The organism is uncultured Dokdonia sp. (genome assembly GCF_947492815.1).
Classification (GTDB): domain Bacteria; phylum Bacteroidota; class Bacteroidia; order Flavobacteriales; family Flavobacteriaceae; genus Dokdonia.
Map to the genome: position 1 here is coordinate 231759 of NZ_CANLOB010000003.1, position 12959 is coordinate 244717.

Below are 12959 nucleotides of genomic sequence, written 5' to 3' on the forward strand. Positions count from 1 at the left end.
TGGCAAGCTTACGATCAAAAAAATGATGAAACGACTGTTTTTTAATCGTTTTTTAAAACAATGAGTTCATTAAAAAAAATCAAAAATAATTCTACTGAAAAGACCGATTTCCTACCCTTGATTATTTCTTAAAATCAAGATATACAGAGTAATTTGTACTATAAAATAACAGTACATACTATGGATTTAAAGGAAATTTATAAAAAGCGAAAAGAGATTATCAATGGACATATGAATGAGCTGTATACCCTTGCAGGAATGACAAGTAAGAGTGATGCGGCCGTATTTAGTATCCGAGAAAAAATATGCAATGATTGCCCTCTAAAAATTAATAATACATGCAATACGAATATGTGGATTCACCCAACAACAATGGAGACCACCACAACAGCTAAAGAAGGTTTTATAAGAGGCTGCGGATGCAGATTAAGCGCTAAACAAAAATCAAAATATAGCAAATGCCCAGCGGGTTTTTGGGGAAATGAATTTAGCTCAAAATAAGAATAGGTAATCCATATGGAGAAGCACATTATACATAAGGTATACCTAGATCTTACCACTTCAAGTATTGCAGAAGCACACCATTTAAAAGAAAATATCGGAAGCTTTCTAAATTCAGAAGTACTTCCTTTATTAGAAAAACAAATGGATACAATTGATGATGATATGTCATCATATGCCATTCGATTAGATCAAGTTCATGTAGAAATTACTCAAAACGGAACCCAACTAAATAATGAGTTAAAACATACGATTGTCGATACGATCAAAACCGAAACAAAGGAAGCTATAAAAACAATTGGTGATGCAGTAAAACCTACGGAAGAAATCATTAAAAAAAGAAAATTATTTAGCAAAGGAGCACATCAAACAGAAACCTTTATTCATTTCCTTAAAACAGGTACAAACCCTTGGTGGAGTAGTGAGTCGATCACAAAATTAATGACTCCTAAAAACGTTAAACGATTACTAGAAACACGTGGTTTTATAACAAAAATAATAAGCATATTTAGAGATCATAAAGTAAGAAACAGAGCATTAAATCAGCTCACAAAAGCCTCTTTAAAAGAAATATGCATTGCTATTGTAAAAGAGAGTCATACGTTAGAAATAACAGAAGTTGAACTACAACAAATAAGTAAGCGTCCTGTTGTACAACAGCAACAAATTTGGAAAGAAGTACTCAAAGCTATAACATACCAAGAACCCATTGATGTTATAACATTAATTACTACTGTCAAAGAAGAAACCTCTTTACATAAACGTAGAGAAAAAGAATTACAAAAAGAAAAGAACAAACAAGTAGGAAATAAGAAAGAGGCAAAAAAACAAGAAAAAAGAATAGAAAACACCTCAGATTCACTACAAGACCCTTCAGCACAAACCGCTATAACAAAAGAAACTATAGACGCACTTATACACCCAGAAAGTAGTCAAAAACAAATAGAAGCAGCTACAATACCTACTGAAACAAGTGATCAAGCCGCAGTCATAGAAGGCGAATATGTTCAAAACGCAGGATTAGTACTTATACACCCGTTCTTAACCCACTTTTTTAGTCACTGTAACTTATTAGATGAACAAAAACAATTGAAAGACCCAGAACATTGTGTGCATCTACTACACTATATCGCCACTGGAAAAACAAAGCAAGCAGAAAGTGATATGGTTTTTGAGAAATTCTTGTGCAATATTCCGATTCATGAATCGATCAATAGAAATAGAACCATTACAAAAAAACAAAAAGAACAGGTAACAAACTTATTAAATGCAGTCAATGAAAATTGGGGAGCTTTAAAGAAATCTTCACATACTTTATTACAACATGAGTTTTTACAGCGTTTAGGAAAAATAGAAAAAAATAGCAATGGAACTACGATTCAGATAGAGGGGAAAACACATGACATTTTATTAAAAAAACTCTCTTGGGGCCTAGGACTGATACGCCTTCCTTGGAAAAAGGAATTCATGTTTGTAAACTGGTAAAATCAATTAGTAAATGGTATAAGCTCTAGTTGCACTAACTCCCGTGTAATCTGCTGAAACTACAGATTCTATAGCGTGATTTGCTTGCTTATGAAAGCTCCTAAAAGCATCTTTGTAATCTAAATATAAGAGGTGTAATTGCTAAGAAGTAGGCACTACAACCTTGTTTTTTAAAGGAAGGATTTAGGACAAATTTTTATTTTTTAGAAAATAGAAAATGTCAAAATGAATTCTAGAATATAATATAAATAACATTATACTATGCTGTCAGAACAGAAGGGCACACAACAAATTTTTGACCACTTAAAAGAAGTTATTCTTTGGCGATTAGAAAATACAAAAACACCACTTAATGAGTGCCCTTTGAAGTATATACCTTCAGAATATGAAGGGAATTCTTTAAGTCATTACATCTCAAAGTATGCATTAGATCAAGAAGAAATCATCTCCCTTTTACTTTCATTAGTACCACATGTGTATCCTACTTTTTTAAGAGATGTGAGTATTGAAAGTGAAAATGGTGTGTTGTATTTCTTTTCACAAACACGATCAGATCAAAAAAATGCAGACCCTACCGCAGAGACAGTATTATATACACTTGCAGGAGATGATGTGGCAGGAAGAATCGCGGCCATTCATTTCATACATAAAAATAGATTATTTAATGAGTTACAAGTATTACATACAGCTCCTGTAGAAAAAGGAGAGCCTACAGTACGAGGTAAATTATTGATCTATCAAGATGCCTTTCAGGAGATCTTATTAGGAAGTACACTTACACCTAAATTAAGTGAAGAATTCCCAGCGCAAGAAATTAAAACGCAACTTACTTGGAGTGATCTTATCTTACCAGAAACAACATTAAGCAAACTACAAAACAGCAAAATGTGGTTAGAACATAACGATACTCTTTTAGAAGAGTTAGGTATGAAAAAAAGACTCAAACCAGGATATCGTGTATTGTTTTATGGAGCGCCAGGAACAGGAAAGACATTGGCAGCAAGTTTACTAGGGAAATATACAGGGAAATCGGTGTTTAGGGTAGACCTCTCTGTATTGGTATCTAAGTATATTGGAGAGACAGAAAAACACCTAGCAAATCTATTTAGCAAAGCACAAAAGAAAGATTGGATTCTATTTTTTGACGAAGCAGATTCGGTATTTGGAAAAAGAACCAATGTACGAGATGCACATGATAAATACGCAAATCAAGGAGTTTCTTATTTACTCCAAAAAATAGAAGCCTATCCAGGTATGGTGATTTTAGCGTCAAATTATAAAGACAATATAGACAGTGCATTTATGAGACGTTTTCAATCTATTATTCATTTTGAATTACCAAAAGCTAACGAGCGCTTCCGTATTTGGAAACATAATATTCCAAAAAAACTAGAACAACATCCATCATTAAAATTAGATGAAATTGCTTCAAAATATGTGTTAAATGGTTCAAATATTATGAACTGTATTCAAGATGCAAGTTTGAAAGCATTGGCAAATAAAGATCGAATACTAACACAGGCAATGGTGTTAGAGAGTATAAAAAAAGAATACCATAAAGAAGATAAAGTGTTTTAACTCGAATTATGTGATAGAACTTCGTTATGAGGGTTGAAGCAGCAATAAAATATGACATTTTCTTAGTTTTAGCATAGCATCGTTATGGTTAAACTTAAAAATGTAGCGCAGCGATATATTTTGCAGCAGTTTCAAGACGGAATAGATTTTCTATCACATAATGCGGGTTTAACAAGACCTTCCTTTTTTATTTGGGCGTGACAAACGTGTCTAAAAAGTGCTAAAATTAGATACCAGTTATCCTGAACTTATCGAAAGAGTTTTGATCATCAAATAACAAAACTTCGACAAGCTCAGTTTGACAACATAAAAGCACTTTTTAGACACACTTGTCGGGCTTTTCACTACAATTCCTCGCACTTCCTTACAGTCAGGCTGTGGGATTTTCATTGCAATCCCTCACGCAAAAAGAATTAGTAAAACCGTGAGAAAGTATACATATGTCATGACATATGGTAAAAGACCATAATAACAATACTATGAGAACAGGTACGCAACCCGAAATAAGAGCGTCTCAACTAGGCGCTGCTCAACAAAACAAAAAAGCAAAAAATGCTGTTGCTCTCCAAGGAAAGAAACAGCAAAAGGCAGTTAAAGGAGTTCCTCCGTCGCTAGACGAAGCCCTCTTTGGAGCACCTCAAAAAATGAGTACAACAGGTCTTAAGGATACAGACTTTAATGCAAAACAAGTAGGACAATTGGCAGCAGATCCTACAGCCGGAATACCCGATATCTTAGATGCGCAGTTTCTAGATATAGCAAGTATTCCTACACCAAAAAAAGCAACACCAATCGTTGCAAAAGATCCAATAGTAAAAGAAGCTTCAACGGCAAAAAAAGCTAAGAATACAGCAGTAGACACAGGAAAAACGGAAGAAAAAACACTTCCAGAAACTGAAGCAAAAGCAGCGGTTCCTGTAACGATAGCAAAAACACCAGAAGAAAACGAAAACTTCCAAGCTTTAAAAATGGAAGTAAGTGATACTGCCAAAGGGCAACAACAACACGAGTCTTCTAGCAAAGCAAGTTCAAAAGCACAAGCTGCAGCGCCTTCACCAAGCAATGAACGCGAGAGTATGGCGCAAGCAAAACAAGTAGATGTGATGGCTGCGCAAGATGCAGAAGAATTTAGTGCAGCTGCTTTTAAAGTGCAATTACAAAGTCGTATTGCAGAAATGCAATTACCCGAAGATGAAGAAGCCGCAGATAAGTTTGATGAAAATAATAATATTGCAGAAGTAAATAAAAATGCGATGGGAGATGTGAGTGGTGCCTCACAAAAATCTTCAAGCGCGATTGCAAGCGCAACTTCTGCAAAACCAAATACCGCTGCCCAACCAAAACGACAGGTAGCTAAAATGCCAACGCCAAAATTTGGTAAAAAACCCAATATAGGAGGCGCCGGAAAAGCAATGCCACCTTCACGTACTGCCGCCGAGGTAGAACAACCGTTACAAGAACAAAATAATACGGTAGATAATGAGATGGCAACTCATGGAGTAACAGACGATATGTTAGCCAACTCAAATGAGGCTTCCTTTACAGGAGCATTGGCAGAAAAGAATGCAGCCAAAGCACAAAGTGATGCCGCCACACAACAGTTTAGAACACAAGAAGAGCAAGAACAACAAAACGTACAGCAAAACGCACAACAACAAACCAATACACAAATTGGTGGAATGAATGCAGCACGTGTTGCTGGATTGAATAAAGTAGCAGGAAATCAAAAACAAACCGCTTCTAAAAATTCGGTAGAACGTAAACGTATCGCCGATGCCATCAATGGAAAATACGAAGCTGCCAAATCTAAAGTAGATACAATTTTAGATCAATTGGATATTGATGTAGCTAAGGAGTTTGTAAAAGGATCAAATGCAGCCAAAAAAGCCTTTGAAAGCCATATAGACAAAGAAATGACCGCCTATAAAGAAGAACGTTATGGCGGTGCTTGGTATAGCTGGAAAAACATTCGTCGTGTAGGTGATTACTTAGGCGGACTCCCTGAAGAAGTTAATGAATTCTTTGTGACAGGACGTGAAGTCTATATCAATACTATGGATGGGTATATCGAAACCATTGCAAATATGGTGGCAGATAGACTTAACAAAGCAAAACAAGAAATAGCCAATGGTAAAAAAGATGTTCAGGAATATGTAAGTTCTTTAGATCCTAATTTACGTAAACTTGGTAAAGAAGCAGCCACTGCCATAGAAGATAAGTTTGATAGCTTAGAGCAAACTGTAAATGATAAGAAAGATTCATTAATAGAAGCCTTAGCCGAACAATATGCAGCAAATATAGAAAGTGTAGATGCGCGTATAGAAGAACTCAAAGCAGCAAATGAAGGATTGGTCAGTAAAGCACTAGGAGCGTTAAAAGGAGTTTTCGATTTTATTATCAAAGTAAAAAATACCTTAACCAATTTATTAGCAAAAATAGTAGAAGTAGTCGTAGCGATTATTGCAGATCCAATAGGATTCTTATCCAATATGATGGCAGGCATAGGACAAGGAATTTCCAACTTCTCTTCTAATATTGTGAAACATTTACAAAGTGGTTTGATAGGATGGCTTACAGGAGCTATGGGAGGTTTAAGCATCACTATGCCAGAAGATATATTCTCTTTAAAAGGAATCTTCTCCCTGTCTTCACAAATTATGGGCTTTACTTGGGAGAGAATACGTAAAGTAGGATCTAAGGTCATAGGAGAACCAGCCATAAAAGCCTTAGAAACCGGATTTGAATTGGTCAATATTTTACGTACAGAAGGACTTGCAGGATTGTGGGAATACATAAAAGAACAATTCCAGGATTTAAAAGCAACCGTGATAGATGCTGTAATGGATCTGATCCAAACACAAGTAGTACAAGCGGGTATCAAATGGTTATTAGGATTACTTTCGCCAGTAGGCGCTTTTGTAAAAGCCGTGATGGCGATTATAGATGTGGTTAAATTCTTTATAGAACGTGCCGCACAAATCGCTGAGTTAGTAAGTGCCTTTATGGATTCTGTTTCAGCCATTGCTTCTGGAAAAGTAGGCGCCGTTGCAGCCTCTATAGAAAAAGCCCTAGGAAAAGCAGTGCCTGTCGTGATAGGATTGTTGGCATCTATCTTAGGAATAGGTGGCTTAGCGCGAAAAGTGATCAAGCTCTTTAAGAAAATCCAAAAACGTGTAGAAAAAGCACTGGTAAAACTTTGGAAGAAGATTAAGAAGATGGCGAAGAAGTTCTTGAAGAAGATTGGGTTTGGTAAGAAGAAGAAAGATAAAGATGGGGAAAAAAATGAAGGAACTATCAAGTCTCAGAAATTTTTAATGAATAATGAAGAACATACATTATCATTTGAGGGTGGAGTTATAATGATGCGTAGTATAAAAAGCCCACTTTCTCAAAAACTTGAAAAATTTAAAGACAAGGTTAATAATAATACCGAAGCAGATAATTTGCAAGGAAAATCAAGTCAAATTTTAAACTCTATAGAGGGATTAATGAGGGCAGAGAAAAATATGGCTAAAAAATTAGATGATGCAGAGACGCCTAAGGAAAAGAAAAAATCAGAAAAAGGATTAAAAGCATTATCTCTAAACATAACTAAATTTGGAGATAAATATGATTTATCTGATATTGATTGGGATGTTGATAGTCAAACACAATTAAGTGCAGATGAAATTAGTAAATTAAAGTCCTTAAAAGGAGGAGAGGCTACCATAAAAAGTATAAATAACTTAAAAAATAAAGATATCACAAATTATATATCTTCAATTAAAGAAGTTAGAGTAATGATGTCTTTGAATGATAATGTTATTTTTGTAGGAGGGGCTATAAATAAATTTGATAAGGAAGTTTTCTTTAAAACAGGAAATGAAAAAGAAAGAATAAAAGAATTTGGAGAAATAGATATTTTGACAGATCAAGAATTGATAGAAGTTAAATCAGGAAAACACGGAACTAATATTAATCTAGGACTTAAAAAAGATGTTCATGATCAATTGTTAAAATTAAAAAGATTGATAGGGGGTAACCCTGAAATTTTTGATGAAAATAAAAATAAAATTGATCTTTCAGGAAGAATACTAATTCTACAAATAGAAAGTGCAAAAATAGCACCTATAGCATTAGCTCAATTAATTAAACAAAAGAAAGTCGATTTACTTAGATTAGGAGACGGAAAAGATATTAAATTGTCTAATGTAAAGAAGAAAATAAAACCTTCTGATTACAAGGGGGAAAAATTAATAAGCTCTATTGAAGAATTTAATAATATATAATTATGGGTAATGTGAAATTTATAACAACATTAATAGTTTTGAGTGTTGATGGTCAAAATAATACAGTGAAAGAAGTAAATGATATATTATTAGAATTTGGTTATTCTATTCTAGAAGGAGTAAACTCTCATTTTGGATTAAATGAGTTGATAAATGATAAACATTTAGAAGATGATTATGATGTTATACGAGAAATAAAGGATTTAAACGATGATTTTAATAGATTGCAGCATCATCCATCTGGAGGCTCAATAAAATATTCTATACAAGACGAAGTAGAAATATTAATTGATTTCTTAACTACTGATTTTAATAGTATAGCAGCTGTAGTCTTTTATGTTGATTCATCATACGCTATAGAAAACAAGGCATCTTTTGATAAAATATATGCTAATATAAATCAAAGGTTAAGTATAAAAGGTGTTCTGCAAGCTGAGTACCTTTCAGAGTTGATAGATGAAGAAGTTGAAATTACAAACATACTTCAAGGAAATATCAATAAAGAATATGAATATATAATATCTTAAGATAGCGATAAATTTATTTTAAAGAGATCATTTATATGTCAATATAAATGATCTCTTTTTCATTTATTAAAAGTGTAAAAAAAGAAAAATACTATATTTTGAGATTAGATGAATTCGAGATGTTTTAGGCGAAGATGTTATTTTTATAGGCGGATCTATAAAAAAAATCTGATAAAGAAGTTTTCTTTAAAATAGGAAATGAAAAAGAAACAATAAGTGAGTTTGGTGAAATAGATATTTTGACAGATAGAGAGTTAATTGAGTTTAAGACAGGGAAGTTTATGGATAAAATAAATGGTCTTAGTTCTAAAGATATTGAACAGTTTGATAAATACAGAAAAATGATTAACGGTTCAGTTAAAATATATGATGAAAATGGTAATCTAATGGATTTTTCTGATAAATTAGTGGTGTTACAATTAGAAGAAAAAGCTGTTGCTCCAATGGCGTTAGCTCAATTAAGAAAGAAAAATACTATAGATATTATAAGATTTGGTAATGGATATGAAATAGAAATGATAAATGTGCCATTTGATGGTAAAAGAAGAAAACCAAGGAGTTTTAAAGGAATGAAACTTGTTAATACTTTAGAAGCATATATTAATATTAAACTATAAGGATGGGATTAAGGAATGATATAGATTCGATAATTGTAATTGAATCAATTAATAGTAGAGAAGCTGTAAGTATAATACACGAAATATTAATTAATAATAAGTTTTCTATTCAAGAAGATAAAGATTTTTCATCATTTTCTTTAGCAGAAGTTCTAGATGATGAACACTTACCGGAAAATTATGATGAAACTAGGTGTGTTGAAAATGTAGAAAAGGATTTAGAAGTTTTAAAGTCTCATGATGCAGGAGGTACTATTGTGTATGAGAATAATAATTTTAATCTATATACGACATATAAATCATTAGATGATAAAAATATAGATGGAATTATCTTTCAAGCTGATTCATATTTTGTAAATACAGATTATTTAGACGCAATTATTGAAAATATTATCAATAGTAAACTTAGAATAGTTGGTATAACTAAAGGAATCAATATGTTACATGATTTGGATATTGAAATTGAAATGGAAAAAATTCTATCTGGAAATATCAATAAAAAATACGAATATATAGTTTCTTAGAAAATTAATAAATTTATTATTAAAGAGATCATTTATTGTTATAGGTGATCTTTTTCTCTTTTCGCGAAAGCGTAAAAAAAGAAAATACTATAGTTGAGGTTGTGTGTGTCTAAATTGTAAATTGACGGGATAGTTTCTCACTCAAACCTCCACCAGTTACAAACTGGCGAAATTTTAAATGATAGATTACAAGGAGACTTGAAACAAAATCCAGAAGGCGATGATAATGATGAACGATTTGAAGATTTAAAAAAAGATAGAACTTAGGATATGATAGATTTTATAAAAAAATTAGAGAAAAAACTAGACACTCAAATTATTCATTCTGAGAAGCGTATTAAAGGAAAAAATTATTTTAATTTAGATAGCGATGGAAATATTAAAACATTGTCTATATGGGAGACTAATTTAAAAGACCTTAATGTATTATTGCCTATAGCAGATAACTTAGTTGAATTAGATGTAGGTTATTGTAATATTAAAACCTTAGGGCCATTAAAAAGATTCTCTAAACTTGAAACATTAGATTTGAGTCTTAATCGTTTACATGCTTCTTCATTAAGGCATTTAAATTATCTTAAAAACTTAAAAAAGTTAGATTTAGGGGTAACAAACCTTAAAGATACATCTCCACTGAGTAATCTTACCAATTTAGAGAAGTTATGTGTTAGTGGAAGCGATCGACTATATGAAGTTAAGGGCTTAGAAAAACTAAAATCTTTAGAGTATTTAGATGTGGGGGGCAGTCCAATTAGTAGTATTAAAAAAATTAATGCTCCTGATACTCTTAGACATCTGAGTATAAGAGGAGATGAAATTGAAAAATTAGCATATTTAGATAAGTTTCCTAATTTAGAAAGTTTTGTTTTTGAGGGTGATATAGAAAAAATTGAAGGCTTAGATGAACTTCAAAAACTTAAAGAGCTTTTTATTTCTGGTAATGGTTTAAAAAAAATTGAAGGTTTAGATAAGTTACAGAATTTAGAAATGCTAGATTTATGTCTTAACCGAATAACAGAAATAAAAGGCTTAGATGCATTAGTGAATTTAAAACAATTGAATCTTAATGAAAACGAGATAGTTAAAATTGAGAATTTAGACAATCTTACCAAGCTAGAACTTTTATTAGTAGAAGCTAATTATAATCTAAGTAATTTTGATACACGTTTTTTACAAAATTTAGAATCAGAGTGTCATATATATATTCGTGGTTTTAAGGATTCAGATAAAATTAAATCCATGGCACCAGAGAATGTTAAAATCAATTTTAAAAAGGATTATCCTTATCCTATGAGTTTAAAATTTTTCTCTCAATTTTATACTAGTTCAATATTAGATTAATTTAATATTTTGAATATGATTAGTCTAAAAAAGTTGTAATTTTTAGATTAGTTAAAAATATATTTAAACCTTGGAGAGTTTCAACTCTCTAAGGTTTTTTCTTTTCGCGAAAGCGTAAAGAGAAAAGACTATAGTAGAAATATGATCTCGTATTTTTTACTATAACCTATACCAGTTACAAACTAATAGCAATATAGTATTCGCTTTCATGCTTCAGAGAAATTCAACATAAACTACCTACTTCCGCTATGGGCTTAGAAAGCGTATAAAACCCTTAATAACCTGTTTTAAAGTAAACCTACACTTCCTGCTATCTTTTGAGATTTAAATGCCTCCTTAAAACATGATAATTTGTAAAATGTGATATTTGAAATCAGAATATTACAAAGTGTATTTTTCTGCTTTTTAGTGTTTTAAATGCATTTCTCATTCTACTTACTGAAACTACGGATTAGACGTTGTAAAATGTTTGGCTTTGCTGAGCTCTCTACGTATGTTTGTACTGTGATTAACAAATAACACAAGAAGTACTTCACTTATTAGCAATCACATTTGTCTTACCATTCTAGAAAATCAAGACAAGAAAAGCTAGTTGCACTGGCTACATACTAAATGCTTTTATATAAAAATAAATCAATAAAAAGGAGACCATGATCTACGATGTATTAAGAATACTCAAAAAGGAAATAGGGGATTATCTGAAAGACGAAAACCTAGTGGTATTAGATAATATTGCTAAGGCAGAAGATGCAAGTAATACGTCACTAAATGATAAAGTAATTGTCACTTTATTAAGTACAGAAGAAGAGTCTATACTCAAAAACACACCAAGACACGAAGTGAAAAACGGCACTAAAATTTATAAGAGTGGTGCAGCTTATCTTAATGTGTATATGATGGTAGCAGCAAACAGAAGTACGTATGAAAAATCACTGCAATCTATTTCTAAAGTGGTAGAGTTTTTTCAAGACAAATCCATTTTTACAAATAACAATACAGACACTTCCATTTTTACACAAGGAGAGGCAGACCCTCAAATTGAGGAATTCAAGTTTATGGTAGATCTCAAGTCGCTTCGTATTGAAGAGTTGAGTTATGCTTGGACCGTATTAGGGGGAAGAACAATGCCTTCTGCTTTATATAAAGTGAGTATTGTAAAAGTACAGAGACAGAAAGTCAAAGGCAAAGGACCTGCAATTACTACAATACAAGAAACTGCACTGAACCTAACGAAAAATTTAACAGAAAACTTTACAGAAAATGAGTAGTACAATTAAATACGTGCAAATATTCAACTTGAATATTTTTCACAATTACTTTCTGGATACAAAAGAAAAAGATATAGATGGAAATGAAATATTAGTAGTCTTTGATGATACTCAAAAAACAGGAGATTTAGTAAACTATAATGTAGCTGACTTTCTTCATATAGCACCTAGTCAAGACACAAATAGAATCCTTGCAAATCATAAAATTGCTTTTAAAAAAACAACAGATGGAGCTACTTGTTTTATTTCGGTAGATCAAGATTCAAAACCAATGATAGATAGTACAGGAGTGACTATAGATCTATTGATATATAGCAATGATACTCTTTTTGAAAAATATACAGATATCAATACAAGTCCAGAAGATCTTTATTTCTTCACAAATGATACTACAGTGCCGGTCGCAAATAGAATCAATATTTTAAGCGATGTAGCTACAAGTTTAGACAACTATACGATAACAGCAAGTGTAGATCTTATGAACAAATATCAAGCGCTTTCAGAAAGCTTGACAGGAAGTGAAAAACGTTCTTTACTTGGAGTTGTATCAATAAAACTTGATGAAATAATAGAGAATGGTCAAGCTGTAGGGGATGTAACAGAATTCAAAATAGTTTTAAAGAATAGAAAAACTATATGGCAATATCTAAATGATGATGGAAGTATATATGCACAAACAGGAACACCACAACCGTTTATGCGTAGAGGAAATATTATTCCTAGAGATCAAGATGACGCTATAATTCCTTATAGAATGGCAACGCCTTTTGATGCTTTTAAATATCCAGAAGCTTCAGATGTAGACCAGTCTGTAAAAACGCAGATATATATTTAAAATAAGAACTTTTTT

The 12959-nt window shown here is 32.1% G+C and carries 10 protein-coding genes; all 10 read left to right on the plus strand.

Going from position 1 to position 12959, the window contains the following annotated elements; genetic code table 11:
• Window positions 1-180: 180 nt before the first annotated feature.
• The 10 genes from Q1A01_RS05510 (at window position 181) to Q1A01_RS05555 (ending at window position 12944) form a co-directional block, all read left to right on the plus strand.
• Complete coding sequence (locus Q1A01_RS05510) at window positions 181-501, plus strand: hypothetical protein (RefSeq protein WP_299677201.1); 321 nt, start codon at window positions 181-183, stop codon at window positions 499-501.
• A gap of 15 nt (window positions 502-516) precedes the next feature.
• Complete coding sequence (locus Q1A01_RS05515; protein WP_299677204.1) at window positions 517-1986, plus strand: contractile injection system tape measure protein; 1470 nt, start codon at window positions 517-519, stop codon at window positions 1984-1986.
• Window positions 1987-2247: 261 nt separating this feature from the next.
• Window positions 2248-3564 (plus strand): ATP-binding protein, encoded by a 1317-nt coding sequence (locus Q1A01_RS05520; RefSeq protein ID WP_299677207.1) that lies wholly within the window; start codon window positions 2248-2250, stop codon window positions 3562-3564.
• 479 nt (window positions 3565-4043) lie between these two features.
• The gene (locus tag Q1A01_RS05525) at window positions 4044-7832 is read left to right on the plus strand and encodes a hypothetical protein (protein WP_299677210.1); all 3789 of its coding nucleotides are present in this window, start codon (window positions 4044-4046) and stop codon (window positions 7830-7832) included.
• 2 nt (window positions 7833-7834) lie between these two features.
• Window positions 7835-8359 (plus strand): hypothetical protein, encoded by a 525-nt coding sequence (locus Q1A01_RS05530; protein ID WP_299677213.1) that lies wholly within the window; start codon window positions 7835-7837, stop codon window positions 8357-8359.
• 239 nt (window positions 8360-8598) lie between these two features.
• Entirely contained in the window at window positions 8599-8976 is a 378-nt protein-coding gene (locus tag Q1A01_RS05535) for a hypothetical protein (RefSeq protein WP_299677216.1), read from the plus strand.
• Between the two features lie 2 nt (window positions 8977-8978).
• Entirely contained in the window at window positions 8979-9500 is a 522-nt protein-coding gene (locus Q1A01_RS05540) for a hypothetical protein (protein ID WP_299677219.1), read from the plus strand.
• 270 nt (window positions 9501-9770) lie between these two features.
• Window positions 9771-10841, plus strand: a complete 1071-nt coding sequence (locus tag Q1A01_RS05545) for a leucine-rich repeat domain-containing protein (RefSeq protein ID WP_299677222.1) — start codon at window positions 9771-9773, stop codon at window positions 10839-10841.
• 650 nt (window positions 10842-11491) lie between these two features.
• Entirely contained in the window at window positions 11492-12109 is a 618-nt protein-coding gene (locus tag Q1A01_RS05550) for a DUF4255 domain-containing protein (RefSeq protein ID WP_299677225.1), read from the plus strand.
• Window positions 12102-12944 carry a hypothetical protein gene (locus Q1A01_RS05555; RefSeq protein ID WP_299677228.1) on the plus strand — a complete coding sequence of 281 codons (843 nt, stop codon included), beginning with the start codon at window positions 12102-12104 and terminating at the stop codon, window positions 12942-12944. Before Q1A01_RS05550 ends, Q1A01_RS05555 begins: the two co-directional genes overlap by 8 nt.
• Window positions 12945-12959 lie beyond the last annotated feature (15 nt).

Coding starts and splice junctions, on each gene's coding strand:
- Q1A01_RS05525 (WP_299677210.1), top strand. CDS start 4,044: ATGAGAACAGGTACGCAACCCGAAATAAGAGCGTCTCAACTAGGCGCT.
- Q1A01_RS05540 (WP_299677219.1), top strand. CDS start 8,979: ATGGGATTAAGGAATGATATAGATTCGATAATTGTAATTGAATCAATT.
- Q1A01_RS05550 (WP_299677225.1), top strand. CDS start 11,492: ATGATCTACGATGTATTAAGAATACTCAAAAAGGAAATAGGGGATTAT.
- Q1A01_RS05545 (WP_299677222.1), top strand. CDS start 9,771: ATGATAGATTTTATAAAAAAATTAGAGAAAAAACTAGACACTCAAATT.
- Q1A01_RS05515 (WP_299677204.1), top strand. CDS start 517: ATGGAGAAGCACATTATACATAAGGTATACCTAGATCTTACCACTTCA.
- Q1A01_RS05510 (WP_299677201.1), top strand. CDS start 181: ATGGATTTAAAGGAAATTTATAAAAAGCGAAAAGAGATTATCAATGGA.
- Q1A01_RS05530 (WP_299677213.1), top strand. CDS start 7,835: ATGGGTAATGTGAAATTTATAACAACATTAATAGTTTTGAGTGTTGAT.
- Q1A01_RS05520 (WP_299677207.1), top strand. CDS start 2,248: ATGCTGTCAGAACAGAAGGGCACACAACAAATTTTTGACCACTTAAAA.
- Q1A01_RS05555 (WP_299677228.1), top strand. CDS start 12,102: ATGAGTAGTACAATTAAATACGTGCAAATATTCAACTTGAATATTTTT.